17 protein-coding genes are annotated in these 21,556 nt (G+C 68.9%); 13 read left to right on the top strand and 4 right to left on the bottom strand.

The window, feature by feature from the left end; genetic code table 11:
- Positions 1–9: 9 nt before the first annotated feature.
- The 4 genes from ACIBTX_RS04430 to ACIBTX_RS04415 form a co-directional block, all read right to left on the bottom strand.
- On the bottom strand, positions 10–603 hold the full coding sequence (locus ACIBTX_RS04430) for a phosphoesterase PA-phosphatase (protein WP_357129670.1): 594 nt from the start codon (positions 601–603) through the stop codon (positions 10–12).
- The gene (locus tag ACIBTX_RS04425) at positions 600–1,751 is read right to left on the bottom strand and encodes an MAB_1171c family putative transporter (protein ID WP_357129673.1); all 1,152 of its coding nucleotides are present in this window, start codon (positions 1,749–1,751) and stop codon (positions 600–602) included. Before ACIBTX_RS04425 ends, ACIBTX_RS04430 begins: the two co-directional genes overlap by 4 nt.
- Positions 1,744–2,280, bottom strand: a complete 537-nt coding sequence (locus tag ACIBTX_RS04420; RefSeq protein ID WP_357129676.1) for a hypothetical protein — start codon at positions 2,278–2,280, stop codon at positions 1,744–1,746. Before ACIBTX_RS04420 ends, ACIBTX_RS04425 begins: the two co-directional genes overlap by 8 nt.
- A gap of 116 nt (positions 2,281–2,396) precedes the next feature.
- Entirely contained in the window at positions 2,397–2,858 is a 462-nt protein-coding gene (locus ACIBTX_RS04415) for a helix-turn-helix domain-containing protein (RefSeq protein ID WP_357129679.1), read from the bottom strand.
- A gap of 206 nt (positions 2,859–3,064) precedes the next feature.
- On the opposite strand from ACIBTX_RS04415, the gene ACIBTX_RS04410 reads away from it, so the two are divergent.
- From ACIBTX_RS04410 to ACIBTX_RS04350, 13 genes are all read left to right on the top strand, one after another.
- A complete protein-coding gene (locus ACIBTX_RS04410) occupies positions 3,065–3,364 on the top strand; it encodes a hypothetical protein (RefSeq protein ID WP_328654499.1) in 300 nt (99 codons plus the stop codon).
- Between the two features lie 8 nt (positions 3,365–3,372).
- The gene (locus tag ACIBTX_RS04405) at positions 3,373–4,098 is read left to right on the top strand and encodes a hypothetical protein (RefSeq protein WP_357129682.1); all 726 of its coding nucleotides are present in this window, start codon (positions 3,373–3,375) and stop codon (positions 4,096–4,098) included.
- Positions 4,095–5,663 carry a type IV secretion system protein gene (locus ACIBTX_RS04400; protein WP_357129685.1) on the top strand — a complete coding sequence of 523 codons (1,569 nt, stop codon included), beginning with the start codon at positions 4,095–4,097 and terminating at the stop codon, positions 5,661–5,663. The genes ACIBTX_RS04405 and ACIBTX_RS04400 overlap by 4 nt, the downstream gene beginning before the upstream one ends.
- Positions 5,660–7,195, top strand: coding sequence for an SCO6880 family protein (locus ACIBTX_RS04395; RefSeq protein ID WP_357129688.1), 1,536 nt, complete (start codon positions 5,660–5,662; stop codon positions 7,193–7,195). Before ACIBTX_RS04400 ends, ACIBTX_RS04395 begins: the two co-directional genes overlap by 4 nt.
- A 5-nt stretch (positions 7,196–7,200) precedes the next feature.
- Positions 7,201–8,697: a type VI secretion protein gene (locus ACIBTX_RS04390; RefSeq protein ID WP_357129691.1), complete on the top strand. Its 1,497-nt coding sequence runs from the start codon at positions 7,201–7,203 to the stop codon at positions 8,695–8,697.
- Positions 8,698–10,479, top strand: coding sequence for a type IV secretory system conjugative DNA transfer family protein (locus tag ACIBTX_RS04385; RefSeq protein ID WP_357129694.1), 1,782 nt, complete (start codon positions 8,698–8,700; stop codon positions 10,477–10,479).
- Positions 10,476–11,171, top strand: coding sequence for a hypothetical protein (locus ACIBTX_RS04380; protein ID WP_357129697.1), 696 nt, complete (start codon positions 10,476–10,478; stop codon positions 11,169–11,171). Before ACIBTX_RS04385 ends, ACIBTX_RS04380 begins: the two co-directional genes overlap by 4 nt.
- Before the next feature lie 9 nt (positions 11,172–11,180).
- Positions 11,181–12,158, top strand: coding sequence for a DnaB-like helicase N-terminal domain-containing protein (locus ACIBTX_RS04375; RefSeq protein ID WP_396832029.1), 978 nt, complete (start codon positions 11,181–11,183; stop codon positions 12,156–12,158).
- Between the two features lie 14 nt (positions 12,159–12,172).
- Positions 12,173–12,445 carry a hypothetical protein gene (locus ACIBTX_RS04370; protein ID WP_357129703.1) on the top strand — a complete coding sequence of 91 codons (273 nt, stop codon included), beginning with the start codon at positions 12,173–12,175 and terminating at the stop codon, positions 12,443–12,445.
- 281 nt (positions 12,446–12,726) lie between these two features.
- The gene (locus ACIBTX_RS04365; RefSeq protein WP_357129706.1) at positions 12,727–14,004 is read left to right on the top strand and encodes a hypothetical protein; all 1,278 of its coding nucleotides are present in this window, start codon (positions 12,727–12,729) and stop codon (positions 14,002–14,004) included.
- Positions 14,005–14,073: 69 nt separating this feature from the next.
- Positions 14,074–15,312, top strand: coding sequence for a hypothetical protein (locus tag ACIBTX_RS04360; protein WP_357129709.1), 1,239 nt, complete (start codon positions 14,074–14,076; stop codon positions 15,310–15,312).
- Positions 15,309–18,653 (top strand): hypothetical protein, encoded by a 3,345-nt coding sequence (locus ACIBTX_RS04355; protein ID WP_357129712.1) that lies wholly within the window; start codon positions 15,309–15,311, stop codon positions 18,651–18,653. The genes ACIBTX_RS04360 and ACIBTX_RS04355 overlap by 4 nt, the downstream gene beginning before the upstream one ends.
- The gene (locus ACIBTX_RS04350) at positions 18,650–21,454 is read left to right on the top strand and encodes an RNaseH domain-containing protein (protein WP_328654487.1); all 2,805 of its coding nucleotides are present in this window, start codon (positions 18,650–18,652) and stop codon (positions 21,452–21,454) included. The genes ACIBTX_RS04355 and ACIBTX_RS04350 overlap by 4 nt, the downstream gene beginning before the upstream one ends.
- Positions 21,455–21,556 lie beyond the last annotated feature (102 nt).

Genomic DNA, 21,556 nt, shown 5'->3' with positions numbered 1-21,556 from the left:
CTAACGGGATCAGGTGAGGCTAGCGAAGATCAGGCCCGCGACGACGGTGCCGAGGAGCCCGCCGGCGACGACCTGCGCCGTGGTGTGGTCGCGCAGCGCGACGCGGGACCATCCCACGGCCGCCACGACGACGGCCAGGGCGGCGATCGAGAGAGTCGGTAGCTGGCTGGCGAGCATGGCGGTGGCGCCGGCAGCCACGGCGGTGTGCACGCTGATCTTCCAGCGCAGAGTGATGGCGGCGAGTGCGGCGAGGGTGGCGAACATGGCCAGGGTGAGGGCGATGACCGCACGAGGTGCGTCGCCGACGGCCATGGCCCCGATGCCGATCCCGACCGAGGTGAGGATGAGGGTCATGACGGTGAGGCGGTGGCTGCGTACGCCGAGGTGCCGGTCTGCCCACCGCCCGGCGGTGACGCCGCGCTTGATGAGCAGGACCGGGATGACTGCGGCGAACACCGCGCTGACGATGCCCCATCCGAGGCCCTCCCACCGGCCGGAGGTCCAGCCGGTGATGAGGCTGACGGCGATGATCCAGGTCTTCGGATCGAGCCAGTCGGTCACCCGGCGGGCAGTGCGGGATTCGGTGGTGAGGGTGGCGGTCATCGGTGCGGCTCCGGTGCGGTGCTTGCGTGGGTCAGGGCGTCCCGGACCGCCGTGGTGTCCCAGACGTGGGCGAGGTCGAGCAGCCGGGCAAGCCGCTCGGCCGGGTCCGGTGACGTGGGCGGCGCGGCGTAGGGGGCAGCGGGCGTAACCGTGGGCAGCAGCGCCTGGGCGATGCGGAGCAGGCTGGCTTCGGTCGCTGCCGCGAGATCCTGGCTGATGAGCCCCTCAGTAACGAGACGGTCGTGGACGCGATGGACGAGTTGTTCATCGGTACGGCGGTACAGGTCGTGGATCGTGTCGTGGAGTTCGACGACGTGACGGGAGAGCCGCTCGCGGGGACTGAGCCCGGGTGAATCGAGGCGGTGGTCGGCAGGCACGAGATCGTGCCAGAGCGGGTCGAGTGTCCGTAGATGCCGGCGAGCTCTCAGGTTGGCTCGCGTTCCGGGCGCACCGGCGATGGTGAGCCCGGCCGTGATGAGCAGCATGGCGAGGTACTTGATGTCGTCGGAGAGGTCGACGTAGAAGATGTCACCGCGGCTGGGTGGACCGACGGCGAGACGTGCGCCGAAGTAGGCGGCCCGATAGAGGGCGTACCCGGTGCCGATGCTGCATCCGACGACGAGCACCAGTTGACCGGCGCGTACGACGCGGTGTCGGCTGGCCCGGTGGGCGCGGCGGAACAGCCGGGCGGACAGGGTTATCGCGACGCCGAGATACACCGTCCAGCTCAGGATGTACGCCGTGGCGATGGGTTTGCCGGCCGCCTGGTCAGCGAAGTCCTCGGAGTCGACGCGGGGCATCGTCCAGAACAGGCAGGTCATGATGACGACGGTGACCGCCAGGCCGGCCAGGGAAGCGCGACGCCGGACATGGGTGGCCGTGCCCAGGACGGCAAGGTCGAACAGGGCCGCCACCGCCACGAGTCCGGCTACGTGCTTCACCAGGACGCCGGCGCCGTGTACGCCAGCGAGCTGGTCGATTGCGTGCGCGATTGGCTCGACACGGACTGTCATCGACACGGCCAGCCCGGTGATGGCCGCCCACACCGCACGGTGAGCGGGCCCGCTGCGCAGGGCGTGTACCCGAGCGACTGACACGATCCACAACGCGGCCACCACGACGAGTTCCGCGGCGGAGGGTTCAGACATCGTCGAGCGCGAGGGCGGATGCCACCTGAGACAGCCCGGCGGGTGCGCCAGGCGCGGCACGGCCGGCACGGTCGATGATGACGGTGGCCATCATCTCGGCTTCGCGCTCCTGGTCGCTGGTGAAGTCGTGTCGGCCGAGCATGGCGCGTACGACGGTCATGTCGAGGTCCGGCAGCAGGATCTCGCCGAGGTCGACGTCGGATGCCTCGTGGCCCCACAGCATGTGGCCGACCTCGTGCGCCGTGATGTGGTCCTGCTCCCACGAGCTGCGGGTGGGGTCCACGAAGATCAGGTCCTGGGTGGCGGTGTGCACCCACAGCCCGGAGTGCTGGCCCGACCGCGAGGGCACGGGAAGGTCGCGCAGAGTCACGGGCCGTCGTCGGTGCCGGGCGATGGCGGCGGCGAGAGCGTGCCGGTCAAAGGGAGACGGGACCACGATGCCGTTGTCATCGAGTAGCTGCTCGCACCGCCGCCGCAGATCGCGTAGATGTGCCTGACTCTCGGGTCCGGCGGCCCGTGGTCGGCGCATTGCCTCTCCCATCGACTGACGAGCCGGGCCACAGGGCGATCCGGCTGTGTGCGATGAGTCAGGCTAGTGGGCTGCGGTAGTCCTGCGTCAAGCTGAAGCCGCAGGTCAGGGGCATTTCACACTCGATTGGACGGCAGTGTCCCATCGCTGTCGGCCTCCGGCAGACCCTCAATGCGGCGGGCGTAGCGCAGCTGCGCCTTGATGGGTTCGAGTGCCTCCGCGGAGAGCCCGGCCGCGAGCCGGGCGAGTTCCCGCACACCATCGTCGCGCAGCTCTGTGACGATCTCCAACTGAGCGTCGACACGTTCCGCGGTGGCGTCATCGCCGAAGTAGGTCACCGGAACGCCGAACAGTCGGGCTACCCAGGCGAGCTTGTCCAGGCTCGGGGTCTTGCGCTGGCCGGTGCGGATCTGCTGGAGGTAGACCGGAGAGATCACCGCTTCGCCACCAGCCAGTTCGGCGATCTTCGCCGCAGCCTCGCGGTAGCTGTAAGGGCGGCCCAGCGTCGCGGGGTAGACCGTGCGGAACAGGTGATCCAGGCGCACGGCGACGCGGTGGGTCCTGTCGTCGGTCGTCATCCCGGCATTGGCCTTCCTGTAAGCGCGTCGGTCAAGCCTGCAATGACAGCAATCGCAGACGCAAGTTGCCACATGACCTTTGTCACCCAGTCGGGTCTATCCCTGCGGACGGCGGGCTGCTTAAAGTCTGACCCTGCTGTACGCGATTGCTAACACTCCTGGTCGGCTCGCGGCGGCATGTCCCTCCGCTCTGCAAGGAGTTCCTCATGCACACCCTTTCCTCCGCCCTGTCCGTGCTCGCCGACGTGCCCAACCCGGCTCCGGCTGACCCGACGGGTGGCAGCAACGGCATCTCGCTGCTGCTGTCGTACGTCAAGTGGGGTGCACTGATCGGGTGCGCCATCGCCGCCCTCGCCTCGGGTGGCCTGATGGCCGTCGGGAAGCTCTCCAACCGGCCCGGCACCGCTGAGATGGGCAAGAGCGCCTTCATCTGGTCGCTCGGAGGGGTGATCGTCACCGCCATGGCGATCCCCCTGGTCAACACCGTCTTCGGCGCAGCGAACTGAGCTGAGCCGTGAACGACTTCATCGACCCGGGACCGCGCCGTGCCCGGTGGGTCGTCATCGCCTGCGGAGCACTCGCGACCCTGGTCGCGGCCACCGGGCTGATCGTCTGGGTGCTGAAACCCCATCGCGGTGACGCCACAACGGCGATGCCGGGCGCGTTGGCGCCCACGGCCACCGGATCCTCAACGTCAGTTCCGAGCGGGCCGGTTCAGCTGGGCGCCGGTAGCCAGATGGTGCAGGGCATCGCGGTGGGGCACCCGCACTCACCAGCGGGTGCGGTGACGGCCGGCACGGAATACCTCACGCAGGTGCTGTCGAACCTGGATCCGGATCGCGCGCGGACGATCGCCACCGTGATCGCCGACCCCTCGTTCGCCGACGCCAGCGACTACCTCGCCGAGGGGGCGATGAACCTGCGGCGAACCCTCGGCGTGTCCACGATCGGGCCGGTGCCGCTGGGCGCGTCGCTCACCTTCGGACCGGCCGCCTACCAGCTTCGCGACGCCACACCGGACACGACGACCGTGCTGGTCCTCGGCTACCTGTCCACCACCGCGCCCGGCCGGCAGGTCGCCTCCACCATCGGCGTGTACCCGATCCGGCTGCACTGGGCCGCCACCGACTGGAAGGTCCTCCCGCCGGACCCGGCGGACGCCACCGACTACACCAGCCTTGCGGCTCCGCCCGGCAGTGTCGAGGCCGCCGCCCGAGGTTGGCAGGAAATCACCTCGTGAACGCCGCAGCCTGCGACCCGCTCAACGGCCAGATCAGCGGCTGCACCCCGGGCGGCATCATCGACGGCGCTGCGGCCAACGCCTGGGAGTCAGTCTGCCGCTCGTTCGCCGACGCCGCGACATCGCTGCTGAAGACCTTCGCCGATGCGTTCGTCGCGTTTCCCAACCTCGACCTGATGAGCATCGACCAGCCACTGGCGATCTCGCGGTGGCTGGCGATGGGCATTGCCGCCCTACTACTGCTCCTCCAGGTCGTCCGGACCGTCGCCACCCGCGACGGCTCCCCGCTGGCACAGGGACTCGTCGGCGCGGGTAAGGCGGTGCTGGCGTTCCTCGTCACGATGGTCGTCGCCAACGCCGCCCTGATCGCCGCCGACGAAGTCAGCCGCGGCATCATCAACCGATCCCTGGGCGGCAACGAGGGCCTCAAGGCCAAACTCACCGTCCTGTTCCAGATGGGCTCGGTCACCGGCTCCTCGGGGTCGCTGATGCTCATCCTCGCGCTGGTCGGCATCGCGCTCACGCTGGTGCTGTGGTTCGAGCTGCTACTGCGCAACGCCGCGATCGCGGTATTGCTGGCCACCTCGCCCATCGCCGCCGTCGGCAACATGTCGGAGACGACGCAGAGTTGGTGGTCGAAGCTCTGCGGCGCCACCATCCAGCTGATCATCCTCAAGCCGGTGATCGCGCTGGTCTTCGCGATCGGCTTCGGCGTTCTCGGAGACCCGACCGACCCCACTCGCGCCAAGGACGTGACCACCCTGCTGACCGGCATGTTGGTGCTGCTCATGGCCGTCGTCGCGTGGCCGGTCATCGCCCGCTTCTTCACCTTCGCCACCGTGCAGGCCGCCGCCGGTGGCGGGCTCGCCGGGATGCTGGGCTTCGCCGCTGGTAGGGCGAACGCCAGCGGCCCGCCGAGCGGGGTGAACCCGGCTCAGTTCAGCCAGGCCAGTGAGGCACGCACCCTCGCCTCGGCTGCCGGCAAGAGCGGCGCCGCTGGCAGCGCGGCAGGTGGTAGCGCCGGCGCGGCGGGAGGCGCGACCGCGGCACTCGGGGCGGTCGCCGCGCCGATCGCGGTCGCCGCCGCCGGCGTCGACCTGGCCCAGCGGGCGGTCAACTCCCTGGCCGGGCGGATGGAACAAACCGCCGGGCACGCTGGCGTACACGGTGCGAACCCGCATGCCCGCCCGGCGGGCTACTCCCGGTACGCCGGCAGCTGGACTGGCGCCCTCACCGGCACCGCTGGCCGCTCCGCCGCATCAACCGGCCCCACCGGAAGCTCTACCGCAACGGCTGAAGCGAACCCTGGAATCCCGGCCTCCTCCGGTGACATGACCGGACCCGCTCCGACATCTGCGCCGAGTCGAGCGGCCGAAGCCGTGCCGCCGCCGCTCCACACGCCTCCACCAGCCCCCGAGACCAACCCGACGCCAAGACCCTCGGCCAGCGAGGTGAGTTCGGCCGCGCCTCCGACCCAACCAAGGGGGACGGGCGTACCCGATCCAGCGCCGCCAGCCCCGCACGACTCTCCATCCGCCAACCCAACCGAGGAGGCCGACCGGTGACCACCCCCACCGCCGAGCACCGCACCCGCAGCTACTTCGGATGGCAGCACGAGAAGGTCGCATTCCTGTTCGGGATGACCCTGCAGCGAGTCACGATGCTCGCCGGCGCCGTCCTTGCGGGGATCTGGCCGCTCGCCGCCGCCCGCCCCGCCGCCGGGGCACTACTCTGGCCGCTCGCCGTCGTGTTGGCGACGTTGGCGTTCCTGCGCGTCGGAGGCCGCACCACCGACGAGTGGGTAATGGCGTTCACCTCCTATCACTGGGGCCGCTCCCGCAGCCGCCACCGCTTCCTCTCCGCCGCGTTCGCTCCTGCCCCGGCCGACGCGATGGCCGCGAAACCGATGGACCTGCCCGGAGTCCTGGCACCGCTGACGATTCTGGAGGCGCAGGGTCCGTCGGGGCAGCCGCTCGCGGTGGCGTACCACCGTCTGGACCGCACCTACACCGCGGTCGCGCGAGTCCGCTACTCCGGAATCAGCCTGGTCGACTCCGCCCGCCGGGACCAACGCGTCGCCGGCTGGGGCGCGCTGCTGGCCGGGCTGTGCACAGAGGGGAACCCGATCGTGCGGGTGCAGGCGCTGCAGCGCATCGTCCCAGAGTCCGGAGCGGAGCTGCGCCGCTGGCACGTCGACCACGTCGCCGCCACCGCCCCGGCCGAGGCCGTCGCGGTCACCAGCGATCTGCTCACCGCCGCCGCCCTGTCCAGCAGCGGCCGGGAGGCGTACCTGGCGTTCACGATGGACCACCGCCGGGCGGCCGGGGCGATCAAGAGCGCCGGTGGGGGCAGCGCCGCCGCCGCGGACATCCTCACCCGGCACCTGCGAGCCCTAACCGCGTCGATCGCCGGCGCGGACCTGCAGATCGAGTCCTGGCTAGGCCCCCGCGACCTCGCCGAGGTCATCCGCACCGCCTACGACCCGCACGCCGGCCGGCACCTCGCCGAACGCCGCGCCAACGCCACCACCCCGGGTGCCGGCGGCCTGCCCGCCGGCGTCGACCCGGCCGTCGCAGGCCCCGCCGCCGCGCTCAGCTCCCCGGGTAGCTACGCCCACGACGGCGCCCACTCCGTCACGTACTGGATCCACGACTGGCCCCGCAACCAGGTCTACTCCACCGTCCTCGCCCCGCTCCTCGGCGACGGCGTGCACCGACGGGCGTACTCGATGCACATCGAGCCCCTCGGGCCGCGCGAGGCGTCCCGCAAGGTGATGGGGGAGCGGACCCGCCGCTCCGTCGCCGTGGGGATGCGCCACCGCACCCAGCAGATCGTGCCCGAGCACGAGCGGCAGGCCCTGGCGCGCGCCGAGGCGCAGGACGCCGAACTCGCCGCCGGACATGGCCTGGTCCGGTTCACCGGCTACGTCACCGTGACCGTCACCGACCCAGTCCAGACCGAGGACGCCTGCGCGGCACTGGAGGCCGACGCCGCCGCAGCCCGCATCGAACTGCGCCGCATGTGGTACGCCCACGACACCGGCTTCGTGATGGGCGCCCTCCCACTCGGCTTCGGCCTGCCCCGGAAGCGGTGGTGAGCCCGATGCTGCGGCGTACCCGACGCAACAACCTGCCAGTCGCCGACCTGAGCGACCTCCTCGGTGACCTCCCGACCCCGACCACGCCCGCCGCGACCCCCTCGAAGCCGGGGCGGACCCGGCCGGAACCGACGCCGCCGCGGCGCGGATGGTCGCGGCCGTTCGCCGGGCAGGCAGCCCGCGCCCCGCAGATCCCCGTCTTCCGGGCCTCCACCGGCCAGATGCAGGGCCTCTACCCGTGGCTGTACGGGCAGACGATGCCCCCGGCCGGCACCTACATCGGCATCGACACCCAGTCCGGAGGCAGCTTCTCCTGCCACCCCATCGAGTGGCTGCGCCTGCAACTGATCACCAACCCGAACTTCCTCATCACCGGCGTACCCGGCTCCGGGAAGTCCGCCACCATCAAGCTGCTCTGCTACCGGCTGATGGCCTACGGCGTGCGCGCCTTCGTCCTCGGTGACATCAAGAACGAGTACGCCACCCTTGCCCGCCACCTCGGCGTCGAGCCCCTCGAGCTCGGGCCAGGCCTCGGCAACCGGCTCAACCCCCTCGACAGCGGACCCCTCGGCCGCAACCTTCCCGGCGACACGGAGAAGCTCCGCGAGCGGCTGGACGAGATCCACCGCAGACGCATCACCCTGCTCTCATCGCTGCTGGTGATGCGCCTGGGTCGGGCACTGTCCCCGACCGAGGAGGCGGCCCTGTCCCTGGCCATCAAGCACGCCTCCGGCGAGGCCACCGGCGACAGCGACCTCACCGATCCGACCATCCCTGCCGTCTGGGCGCTGCTACGCGACCCACTGCCGGACATGGCCTCCGAACTGCGGGTCCGCGGCGACGACACCGGGGAACTGCGGGAGATGATCCGCCCGACGGCCGACGCCCTCGGCAACATGGTCCAGGGGTCGCTGAGCGGCCTGTTCGACGGGCCGACGACCATCCGCCTGGACTTCGACGCCCCTATCCAGACCGTCGACCTGTCCCGCATCGACGGCCGCGGCGATGAAACCGTCGCCATGACCCTGGCCTGCGTCTCCTCCTGGGGACAGGCCGCCATCGACGAACCCGACGGGCCCGTCCGCATGGTCATCCGCGACGAGCTCTGGCGGGCCATGCGCGTCCCCGCCATGATCCGCAAGGTCGACTCCGACCTGCGGCTGTCCCGCGCCCAAGGAACGATCCAGGTGCTCAGCACCCACCGGCTCGCCGACTTCGAAGCCGTCGGCCCGGCCGGCAGCGAAGAGGTCACCATCGCCAGCAACCTCATCGCCTCCTGTGACGTACGGGTCTGTCTGCGGCAGGACACCGCGCCGCTGGCCATGACCAAGGACCAGATCGGGCTCACCGACACCGAGTGCGCCCACATCGCCTCCTGGTCGGGCGAACACGTCGGCCGGGCGCTGTGGAAGATCGGCCGGCAGCCCAGCCAGATCGTGCAGACCATCCTCACCCCGCAGGAACGGCAGCTGTTCTACACCAACGAACGCATGGCGGTGTAGATGAGCGGCAACACCACGCGGCTCGGCGGGAGTCTCACCAACGGCTCTGACTGGGTGGTGGGAGCCGTCGTCGCGGTGGCCGCCGGGACCATGATCGGCATCTGGATGACTGGGCAGGTCGCCGGGCTGCTCGCGCTGCACTGGCCGGCGACCTCCCCAGCCGACGCGTATGGCATCGCTCTCGCCCTGCCCCGGCACCTCAGCGACCCTCGACTGGCCTGGCCACCACCCGCCCAAGGCCAGCTGCCGGGCCCGATCCGCTTCTACACCGCCGCGGTGCTCGTCACCGGCGCCCTCTCAACAGCAGGAGTGCTGCTGTGGCAGCGGTGGGGAGACGGACGCCAAGCCCGGGGGATGGCATCGCGGCAGCAGCTGCGGCGCACCCTCTCCGCCGAGGCCGTTCTGCGGGCGGCTCCACGCCTGCGGCCCGGACTGGACCACAAACCGGAGCTGACGGATGTCGCGGTGCCGTTGGGCGACGCCGGACCCATGCGCCTGCACGCGGGCCTGGAATCCTCCGTGCTCCTGGTCGCACCGCCCCGACAGGGCAAGACCAGCCAGGTCATCATCCCGTGGCTGCGTGGCTTCCCCGGCGCCGCCGTCGTCACCTCCGTACGTCCCGACGTCCTGGAGAACACCGCCACGCTTCGGGCCGGAACGGCGTGGGTGATGGAGCTGACCGGCGACCTCACGTGGCCGCACCGCATCGCCTGGAGCCCCATCGCCGGCTGCGACCGGTACGACATTGCTCGCAAACGGGCCGGCGTGATGATCCAGGTTGGAAAACAGGAGGGCACCGACGCCACCAACGCCGGCTTCTTCGGCATGACCGCCACCAACCTGATGGCCGCCTGGCTGCACACCGCCGCCCTCACCGGCCGGACCATGACAGACATCCTGGCCTGGTCGACCGACGACACCAACGACCAGCCCGTGAAGCTTCTGCGCGATGCCTACGGCGCCCGCGACGGAGTCCTGAAAATGCTCGACGGGTTCTACCGCCAGCCGCACACCACCCGGTCCAACCTGTGGGCCACCGTCCAGACCGGCACCAGTTGCCTCTTCGGCGAAGCGGCCCACCACGTCTTCGCCGGGACGGTCCACGAGTCCTTCGACATCGAGGCGTTCCTGCGCTCCGGCACTGACACCGTGTACCTGCTCGTGGACGAACAACAGGCCGAAGCCCTCGCTCCACTCGTCACCGCCTTCGTCGACGAGATCACCACCACTGCGAAACGCCTCGCACTGCGCGCCCCCACCGGCCGACTGGACCCGCCCCTGGGCCTGATCCTCGATGAGGTCACCAACGTCGTCCCGCTGCCGGACCTACCGCAGCTGATGTCCTACGCCGCAGGAAGCGGCATCTTCGTCACCGCCGTCCTGCAGAACCTCGCCGCCGCCGAACAACGCTGGCGGGCCGTGGGCCGCCGAATGCTCTGGGCCAACTCCACCATCAAGATCGCCCTCGGCGGCCTCGCCGGCGACGACCTCGACGACTTCTCCCAACTCGCCGGCACCTACCGCGAAACCCTCCTCGTCCCGCAGCGCAACGACCGTGGCGTCACCGTCCAGACCACCGTCACCGACCGCAAGACCATGTCCCCCGAAGCAATCCGCACCCTCAACGAGCAGCGCCGGGAGGCGCTGGTCATCCATGCCACCACCCCGGCCGTCCTCACCCGCATGGCCCGGCACTACGAGAGCCGACACGCCAAGGAGTACGCGGACGCGGTTCGCCACGCCCGCACCCTGATGGGCCACACCCCGGAGACCCCGCGATGACCATCGACCCACCGGCCGCTGCGGCAACAGACGCTCCTGTACGGCCGATCCGAGAGTGGCACGCCCTCACTACCGAAGAGCAGAGCGCCGAGTGGACGGCACTGGTCGGTTGGGTCACCTGGATCCACGACCTCTACGAACTCTCCCGCGAGGAGCGACTGCCGCTGTGCTGGCCACAGCATCCCGGGCTCGTCGAAGAACTCCGCAGCCTCAAGTTCTGGCGCGACGTCCTCTACACCAGCCGCGACAGCGCTGCCGCCCATTCTCCCCGCTCCTGGCACGGAGAACTGCGCCAAACCCTCGCTGCCGCAGGCAACTTCTGGGCACCGACCTGCCGGGCGGGTCACACCAGTGCCGCTCTGCTGAGCGAGGCGCACCCCGACCTTGCCCAGCGCTGGCACGCCCACGGGCCGCCGCTGATGGCCTCCAGCCCTGCCCTCGGCCCGGCCAGCAGCCTGCCCGACATGCTCGCCGACGCGGAGATGGCCACGGCCCTTGACCAGGGCGAGGCCCGGCCACACAGCCGCAGCATGCCCTACTACGCCCACCTCGCCGGCGCGTGGTGGACCCGCAGCAGCGACGGCGCGACGTGGCTTCGGTGTACCGACCCCGACCACCACGCCCACCTCGACGAAACGAGCGCCCGGATGCGCGCCGCCGACACCGTCCGCGACCAGCTCACGAAGCAGTAAGGACCCGCCATGAGTGACCTGATCATGCGCGCGGAGCAGGGCGTTCTCGGTGCCCTCCTCGCCGATCCGAACCAGCCCCTCATCACTGACAACCTCATCAGCGAAGACTTCAGCCACCCCGCCCACCGGGCCATCTACGGCGCCATCCTGGACATCCCCGCCACCGGCGGCGACCCCGGACGGATTGTTGCCGCTGTCGTCGCGATCGTCGACCGGCCCGACGTCGACACCAATCTGCTCGACGCTCTCGCCGCCGCCGCCCCGGATGACCAGCGGGTTCGGGCCTACAGCCAGATCGTCATCCAAGCCGCCTTCGACCGCGACACCATTGACTTCGCCGAGCCCTACCTCACCGCCGCGACACAGACCACCGATCCGGTCGCCCGGGACGCCCTCGCCCGCCTCGGCCAAGCCCTCACCGCCCAAGCGGAGATCTTCGCCCCCGCCAGCACGATCGATCCGGACCAAGCCCTGTCCCTACCCACAGTCGTGGCCTTGGCCGCCGCCGACCTGCACCCCGAAGACGCGATCATCGCCGACCTTCTACAGCACCCCGAACAAGCCCGCGACGTCGCCGCCTGGCTGACCTCCGACGTCTTCACGACAGACGAACGGCGCCTCACCTACGAACTCGCGGTCTCGATCGCCTATGACCACGACCCCATCGACGCCGTCATCCTCGCCTGGAACGTCGAACGTGCACGGGAGGTCCAATCACTCTGGGCCCCGCACTATCGGCTTCCAGAGACCCCGGGCCACTACACCCACCTCGCCCGGCTGGAGGTCACTGCCGTCGCAGTCGGGACCGCCGTCACCATCGGCCACGACCTGGTCTCCGAACACGTCACGGTCACGCTCACCCGCAGCGCCAGCGCAGCCGAGGCCGCCGCTACCGCCCGCTCCGCGGAAGTTGGTGGCTCGGTTGCCGGGCTGGAACCGCCTCTCGAGAACAGCCCAAACCACAACGCCCCTCGTATCGAGCTGTGAAGGGAGTGCCAGCCATGAACACCAACCCCGAACCCGCGACCACCATCAGCGCCGGCGCCCCGCCCCGCGTACCGCGGACCATGAGCCACGACGAGATGCGCCGGCACGAAGAGCAACAGCGGGCCAGCCGCCTCTCCCCGCGAGACCGACACCACATGTTCGTCCGCCACGACGATGTCTGGTGGATCGGCGACCACGACGGCTACGTCGAGATCACCAGCGAGGAGCAGAACCTCAGGCTCGATCAGTGGCACGAGCGGCTCAACAACGGCGCGCTCTGGGTCTGAGCCGTCGAGGCTTAGCAGCACGCTGCCTGTGGGTTGTCGGCGAGCGGTACAAGCGCTGAATCCGGTACTGACGGCTAGGCGTGTCTCCACCACTGCACCGCTCGACTAGTCGACACATCCATGCAACGATCAAACATGTGTTCGATACTTGGAGACTGTGAGTCAAGGGCGGTCCCCTAGGTCGCCTGCAGTTTGGCCCGTAACGGGTTATCGTCGCTGGTGGGGACGGTTGCGATGGCTATGAAGGCTAGGTCTGCGGATGTCGGACCGACGTGGGCGGCGTGACGACGGTTGTCGACGCCGGCATGATCGTGCCTGCGGCCCGTCGGCTGATTCCGGGGGCTCTGGCTGCACGACGGTTGACGTGTGGCTTGGCGCGGCGCGATGCGGCCGTACGCGCAAGGCTGTCCGCCCGGAAGGTGTTCCTCTTTGAGGAAGGTCTGCTTGCGGCGACTCCGGCTGAGGTGGAACGCCTGGCCGAGGCAGTGAGTTGCCGCCCTGATGAGTTGATCGACATCGTGCCAGGCCAGGAGACGCTTGCCGATCTGCGCTTCTTGATCGGGCTGACGCTGGCCCGCACGTCGGAGTTGTTGAAGGCATCTCACGCCGGTCAGGATCTGCGTGTGTCGGCGGAGGCGCTGTCTGCGCTCGAATGCGGTGAGTCGATGGCCGGCCGGGATTGGGTGGAGCCGGTGATGACCGGTCGCCTCTTGCCGCCGCTGGCAAAGATCTATCGGGTGCCGACCCGGATGGTTCTGGACGCGTGGATGCGCACCCGACCGAAGGATCCTGCGCCGGCGGTGGAAAGCGGAGGACGCAGGGGGCCGTCTCGGGCCGCTGCCGAGGCGTGGGCATCGCTCAATGAGCGGCAGCGCGTGTATCTGGGCGAGATCATGCGCGACGACCGGATGACCGAGACCGAGATGTGGATGCGTCGGCTGCAGCGGTTACCGGTGCCGCCTGCCGCCGAGTGGCGTCAGCTGCCGCTGGCCCTGAAAGCGGCGTCGTCAGAGCCTGGTCATACGCGTCTCCAGGAGCGGCTGCGCCGACGTGGGGTTCATGACCCGGGCGCTGGCCGGACCCTGCACGCCCTCGCTCGCCGGGGCCTGGTGATCGTGACCGAGGATGTCATCGATCATCCGGATGCCGGTGAGGTCGTTCGGATTGCTGTCAAGATCACCCGACGCGGACGGGCTGCCGCCCGGGCGGGTCTGGATGAGGCTGTCGAAGTGGATCACGAGCCGCATCTGTTGTCGGAGTGGTTGTGGGGCGTATTGGCCCGGGTCGCGGCGGCCGAGCCCGAGGGCCTGCCGGAGGACCGGCTGGCGGGCAGATCTTTGTTCTTTCTTGGCGTCGGTTATCGCAACGCGGCCGGTGGCCCGCCGAGCAGAGGGCTGATCGAGGCAGTGCCCGTGCTGGCTCCCGGCGGAACGCACGTGGTGGAGTTCCGTTGGCAGTTAACTGATCTCGGCCGGCGTCACGTCGTCGAGTTCGCGGACACCTATCGTCAGCGGTATCCGCGCGTGGAGTGCCCCGGACTCGAACGCCTCGTCGTCTGATTTCTGACACTGACCTCGACCGCTTTCGGGACCTCGTCTTGTCAGAGGGTGGGTCTAACATCCGCCTTCGTGACCCATGCTGTCGATGACGACGCGCGCACGTTAAGTGATCTTCATGTTCGCTACCTCGTGACCAAGGCGGCCCTGCATGCCGCGAAGGCTCTCACTGCTGCTGGGTGGAAGCCGGAGCGGCGGCTGGAGACCTTGATGGAGTGCCACGGGATTGTGCTGGCTGCCCGCGGCCCGGGAAGCCCGTTGCCGTTCGGCTGGTTCCGGCAGGCTCTTTCGGGTGACCTTGCGCAGCTACTGCCCGAGGGGGTGGAGCCAGTCGATCTCAAGGGGTTGCTCGTCATGGATCAGGACGGGCAGGTCACGGAGGACGCCTTCGATCTGGACTTCGAGCAGAGGATGCTGCTGCACACTCTGCGCAAACTCGATCGCAGCTCGGACATGCTCGCGGGTGTGCGCGAGCTGCGGGAGGAGGTGGAGCAGGAGACTGTGTATCTGGCGCTGAGCAAACAGGGCGTTCAATCGGTCTACGAAAACGGGCGTGCGGATCTGATCCGATATCCGTCCGGGCCGACCGATGAGCTGGCGGACTTGCGGCTGCCGCCGACCGTGGTCGAGTTCTACACCGACATCCCGTACGCCTCGATCCACCAGGGCTGGTGGTACGAGTGTCCTATCTGCCGGTGGCCGATGCGGCTGGCGTTGGCGAAGAGCGCCGGTGCGCTGGTGGGGTCGGCCCGATGCTGGCACACCCCGCACGCCGATATGGGGGCCTCGTACCTGTTCCGTCCGAGCGATGACGGTTCTGCTGCCGAACTCCTTCCCGAACCACGCCCGGACCGTCCCGCCACCCGCGAAGCGGTGCTGTTTCCCGACATCGATGTTGTTCCCCAGCCGATGCCGGCGGAGAACCACAAGGCGCTGGCCCGGGGCATCTGGCGATACACCACAGTGCCAGGGATTCCGGAGCTGGCGCTGCGGGACCGACTGGTCGAACGCGGGCTGAAGGTGAACCTGTGGCCGGCCCTGGACGCCTACGACCTGAAGGTGACGATCCCTGGCACCAAGACGTCCTTCAAGGTCGACGTCAAGGACTACACCTCGGCGACGACGCTCGCGAGCCTCATCCATGCGCAGGAGGGTGACCGCGGCGGCGCCGAATGGCTCGTGGTCCCGGACTACCGGGCCGGGCAGGTCCCCCTGTTGTCCGAGGTGTGCCAGAAGTACGACATGAAGGTGGCCACCGCCTCGGCCTTCGGTGAGCTGGTCTGCAAGCAAGCGGGGGTGAGGTGGGCATGAGCGACCCGACCGTGCAGACCAGCGTGGTGCACGCCGCCCTGGCACTGGCAGCCCACTATTTCCCACGCCGTATCCCCGGTGACGCACGTGACGCCGCCGGGTTCGCCGACGCCGCGTTCCTGCTGTCCGGGAAATACACGGTGTGGGACCGCTGGAGCAGGCTTACCCGCGACGAGAAGCAGCGGATCGCGCTGGTCGGATCGATCGCCCCAGCCGACCTGGCCGAGCATCGTGCCTTCTCGGTCGCCGCCCGCACCGCCCTCACCCCTTCCGATCCAGGTCCGGACGAGGAACAGGCACCCATCGCAGCCTTTGAGCTCGCCGGGAACAACCCGTTCAGGGCTGACGCCGCGTTTCCTCGCGTTGGCGGGAACCTGCTGGACTACGTCGATCGCCAGACCGCCCGGTTCCGGCGCCCAAGCGTCCGCCCGAAGCCGCCGGACTTCGCGGGCCCCGGAACGTGGAGTACCCCCACGATCTACGTCAAGGACGGCGGTCAGATCCACGGGCGGGTGCGGATCCCGCGCTATCCGCATTTCACCGAACCGTTCGCCCTCGACCAGCTGCCGCACGTGTCGACCGTCCCCTACACGCCCGAGCTGCAGATTCCCACGCACGAACTCCTGACGCTGGCCGCCCAGATCGACGAACGCTTCCCGCCGGACAAGCGGTTCCTGCACACCACGCTCACCGGCCTGGTCGACGTGCTGCAGACCACCGACGTCGTCTCGCCCCGTGAAGTTTTAACAATGTCGGCCGTCGGCCTGGAGATCTTCCACGCTCCCACCGGCACCGGCAAGAGCGTGCTGGTCCGGGTCATGGCCAGCTGGTTCGCCCTGCGCAACCTACGAGTCACGCTCGTGCAGCCGGACATCAAGTCCTGCCTGGCGATGACCTCGAACATCCAGGGCGACCTGGCCTATCTCCGAGAGCAACAGGACCTGGACCACACGCCGACGTGCGCGCACCTGATGTCCTCGAGCAGCATGCGCGAGCGGGCCGTCAAGCACGCTTCGCTGATCGACGAAGACCCCGAATCGCCCGGCGACTGGGGTCTACGCGGAGAACGCGACATCGACCCGCTCGCCTACGGATGCGCGCAACGCGAGTTCACCGAGTCCACCGGCGACTACCCGCCCGGACGTGAACCCTGCCTCTCGCTCGGCCGTCAGGGCGTCGGAGTCTCGGCCTGCCCGTGGATCCCGACCTGTAGCAAGTTCACCCCGGTCTACGAGGCGTGCGACGCGAACGTGGTCGTCATGAACCACTTCTATTTCCTGCAGGGCACCCTGCGGATCGGCGTCAATCTCGATGGCCGCCCCGTGCGGACCCTGACGGCTGCCGAGTTCGCGCTGCGTACCAGCCATGCCGTGCTCATCGACGAGGTGGATCAGTTCCAGTCGAGGGCCATCGAACGCTGCGCCAGCGACGTGAAACTGCACTCGCGCCGTCATTGGACCTCGGCCCCTCAGGAGATCGATACCGACGCGAAGCGGCTGCCCATCGACGACGAGAACGTGCTGCTGCCGTCGGTCAGCCACGTGCGGCTCATGGCTGAGTTCCTGCTGCTCAGCATCTGCCGCAACGCGCTCAAACTGCACGCTGCCGAGGACCAGCGCGCCGAGGAACGCATTCCCGATCAGACCAGCAGCCGCTGGCACATGGCGCGTGGCCGCGACCGCACACTGGCCCGACTGCTGTGGCCCGATTCCGATATCGGCGACGCGGGCATACCCACCGAGATCGTCGAGCGGATCAACGCGCTGATGCCTGAGCGCTACCAGCATGCCGACCGGCACGGACGCGCGAGCGGCGCGCTCGAACCGGTGTGGGCGGACGTCCAACGGGGCCTGAGCGCACTGGTAGGACCACGAGGCGAGAGCCTGCTTGACGCGGTCAAGCTCGAACTACACGAGTTGTTGGGCGACGTCATCAAGGACGGGCACCGCCGAGCCCAGATCATCAACCTGCTGGCGACCCGCGCGGTGATGATCGAACTCGACGAGGCGCTCGCAGAGGTCCGCAAGAACGCGCAGCGCTTCCGGTCGTCCGGGTTGCGCTCCGCTCAGAAGATCATCGAGCAGCTCCAGCACTCGGCGATCACCACCGTGATGCCGATCGGCATGCTCGGCCGCTCCCTGACCGGCTACCGGGTCACCGGCCTCGATGACAGGCAGAAGAGCGCCGAGCTGGTCGCCCAGACCATCGGCGGCGACCCGCACCTGTTCACCGCCGAACTCGGCGGGATCGTCTCGCTGAGCCTGGCCGGAACGCAACGGCCCGTCATGGGGCTGTCAGCGACGGCGTTCTTCCCGCAGGCCGTCCGCGAACACGTCCACGCCCCGGTCCGCTGGTGGATGACCGACGCACAAGCCCGCTCCATCCGCGCCCGGAAACGGCGTGTCGACTACGGCAAAGGGCACCCGCTGCTCGGCGAACCGATCAAAGTCTCGGGACTGCACACCAGCCGAAAACGAGACGCCCTGATCGAGCTCGGCGACCAGCTGTACGACCGGCATATCCGCCGGGAGCTGGAACGGGCAGCTCGCGAGGACTCCGACCGCGCCCACGTGCTCGTCGTCGCGAACTCCTACGAGCAGTGCGCCTTGCTCGCCCGCGGCATCGCCCAGTCCGGGAACTACCGGTCCGGACTGTGCGTGGCCGTGCGCGCCGAGGACCGGCACAGCCTCAATCCGGACCTGCCCCGCGAGAACCTCGCCGTCCGGCTGACCCAGGAAGAGTTCGAGACCTTCCCGGACCGGGGCAACATCCTGGTCGTGCCGCTGTCGCTGATCGCGCGTGGCCTCAACATCGTCAAGGGCATCCGCTCCGCGGTGCGGTCGGTCTACCTGTGCGTGCGGCCCCTGGCGTTGCTGAACGAGCCGTCCGAGATGTACGGGAGCATCAACGCAGCCGGCATGCGCGCCCTCCCCGCCGGTGGAAGCAGTGATCCCGTCGCCGCGCTCGCCGCCGCCCGCGACGCCGCGTGGGAGAGGCTGAGGCTGTTGCTGCGCTCGGCGAGCCAGTTCGCCTCCATGCAGAAATCCCTGCAGGAGGAAGTGGTCGCCGGCATGATCGTCGACCTCATCCAGCTCGCCGGTCGGGCCCGCCGTGGCGGTACCGAAGCCGTCCTGCACATGGTCGACTTCGCGTTCCACGAGGACACCTGGAGCGCTGACCTCGACACCATCCTGCGCCGCATTCACGCGAAGTGGCCGCCCGACGTGCGCAAACAGATGAACGACCTGTACGGCGAAGCGCTTAACGCATTCCTGTCGTACGCCGGAATCGACCCCAACGAGCCCACCGTGCTGGACGCTTTCCGAGAAGAGGACGAGTGACCCGACACCACCGCGAGCCCGGACGCTATCTCGACACGCTCGCGTACCGCTGCACCCCCGACCTCGTCGGCAACGACCGCGTGTACCTGAGAAACCTGGACGCCGAGACACGCACCCTGTGGGAGAACTTCGACCGCGCCTGCCAGAGGCGGTACGGCAACGACTCCGCCCAGGCCCCGTACTCGATCGCCACCACCGTGCTCAGCGTCCTCACCGGCGGATACGTCTACTTCGAGCCTGGTGGGCCCCAGCCGTTCCTCGCATCACGGGAGCGGATCGACGACAAGCTCCTGTGCCGGGTGTTCACCCTCACCCACGGGCTGGCCCAGGGTATAGCGATCCACGAAATCGACCTGCGGCAGCCGCCGGAGCTGGCACAGAAGATCGCCGACACTCCGGAGAGCGAGGTCTACCTCGCCGAGCACGTCCGGCCGCAGACCGGCAATCAGCCCGTCGCCCCGAACTGGGTGTTCCGCACCATCGCCTGGGGCCTGGCGCAGAAGCTGGCCGGCCCCTGGACGGTCCGCGAAGGCCTTGCCATCCCACTGCGGCCAGACGTCACCGGCGGGTTGATCGCTCTCGACGACCCCTGGGAAAATGACCAGGGCGGCCGGTACGCACTGTCACGTACCGCCCTCACGCTGCAAACGGTGCCGAACATCGCCACCCCCGTACTCATGGTGACCTCCCGGGTGACCCGGATCTCGGACTCACTGATCTACAGCAGGACCGTGCTGGCGGTCCAGCCCGGTGACAACCGCCCGGTCCTCGAAGTGGGCCTGCACGGCGGCGGCGGCGCCCGCACCATCAGCCGCTACGCGCTCGAGGCGCTCGGACGCCTCGAGATGGACTACTCCGTCCTGCAGGCCATCGCGACCCGCTCGCAGGCCGAACAGCGCATGCGCGCCGAAGCCATCGCCGAGGCAGGCAAGGACCGCAGGCCCACCCTGAGCTTCTCCCGTGAACGCCCTGCCCAGATCTGGCCCGTACTGCCGAAGAGCCGGCCGTTCCCCATCGGCGTCGGCACCGGCATGCACCACCTGCGGGTCCTCAACGAGCACGTCCTGGGCCGGTTTGAGGGCCGGGCAGAGCCACTCATCGCGCGCGCCACCACCATGGCTCTGCCGCACCGACCGACTGACCCCGAGCGGGTGCCCAAGGCGGAGCTGGACCGCCGCAAGGCAGAACGCGAAGCCACCGGGTCCAAGAAGGCTCTGCGCGGCAAGGGCAGCGCGTTTCCCGAGCCCGCCTCCATCGCCGCCGCAGTCAAAGCGGCCGGCTTCACCAAGCTGCGCCTGGTCTGCCTCTGGTACCGCGACGAAACCCGGCTGCGGATGATCGCTGCCCTCGCCAAGACGTACGGCCTCGAGACCGAGGGCCTCGACCCGCACGACGGCGAAGAGATCGATCTCTTCGGCGGGACGATCACCGCCGTCTTCCACCTCGCGGCGAACTTCCTGGCGCACGGTAGCCCGAACGGCCGGACCAAGGCACTGAACCCCGCCGCCGCGGCACTCGACACCAGCGGCGACGTCCTGATCGGTGCTTGGTGCGAAACCCACATCCCCACCACCGAGGACATCCCAGGCCTCAAACCCGCCGAACTGGAGGAAGCGGACGCGAAGCCACAGAGCAAGATGATTCTGGCGAGCAAGGACATCGCTAGCCAGTACCTGCTCGGCAGGAACGCCAACGGCATCATCGAGCCAAAGGACCCCGACCACCCGGCAGAGATGGCGCTGCTCGACCTCTACCGCTCGCTCGGCATCATCGACGACCGCATCGCCAACGCCCTGCGTCCTGAGAAACGACACGCGGGGTACGGGGCCGACCGTATCGCCCACGTCGGCTTCCACATCCGCCAGCAGAACAAACGCAAGGGTGAGAAGAGCTCTCCCAGAACGGTCGTGACCGCGACCGCGTTGATCCCGCCGCCGACGCCAGGCGACGTGTGGCAATTGCTCGGCTGGAGCTCGACTGTCGCCTCATGGCAGCCCTACCGCCAAGCCCAGAACCAGTTCCACGAGACCGAATACCCGCAGGAGACCGGCGGCAAGAAGTCGTACCGTCAGCGCTGGGACGACGTCGGCGACGTCGTCGAACAGGCACTGCAGGACCTCGCCGAGGACCTCGATGGCCGGCCGTACGTCGTCACCGTCGACGAGGACAGCGCCCGCCGCATCTGGGATGGGTTGCAGAACAGCAAGCAGGGCAGCCAACCCGGAGAATGGAAGAGTAAGCGGTGGCTGCCGGGCTACAGCCTGCAAGACGATGAACGCCCCGACGCGATCATCCGCGTCAACATCGCCGACGACAGAGTGCCCCCACCGATCGCCTACACCCACGTACTCAGCACAAAAGACGCCGTACGAGAAGGCGAGACGACCAACGCTCTCTACGAGATTGAGACGGACTTCGGCACGCCGGTCTGGGTCCTGTGCAACGTGCCGCGCAACTACGACGGTGGCAACTCGGGCCGGCTCGGCGCGAAGTACACCAGGTGGGACGCCAAACGGTCCGTTATCTCCGAGAACCGCGAAGAACGCCGCAAGAGCGAGATGCCCGAACCGTGGTACTCGATGACCGCTACCGAGATCTACCCCATCGCCCTCAATGACCGTGTCTCTCATGAGGCACTCGCGGTCGCCACCGCTCAGCTCTGTCACCAGACCATGTATTGGTCCGGCCGCGCCCGCTACCCAGTCGCACTGCACGCGGCCATTCAGATGGACGAGGGCCATCCTCAATATCGCCGCACAGCACAAGCGTCCGATGAGGAGGAAGACGGCCCGGGACGATAAGTAGCTCCTGCGTCAAGTCCGGGGTGTGCATTCGGTGCCTGAGTCTCGGTAGACGACACCGGACAGGCGTCGTTCTCGTACGCAGAGGGATCGAGGCCGCCG

This window comes from Micromonospora sp. NPDC049359, from assembly GCF_044466585.1.
Lineage (GTDB): Bacteria > Actinomycetota > Actinomycetes > Mycobacteriales > Micromonosporaceae > Micromonospora.
The sequence above is the reverse complement of the archived record's forward strand: the minus strand, read 5'-3'. Positions and strand labels throughout refer to the sequence as shown.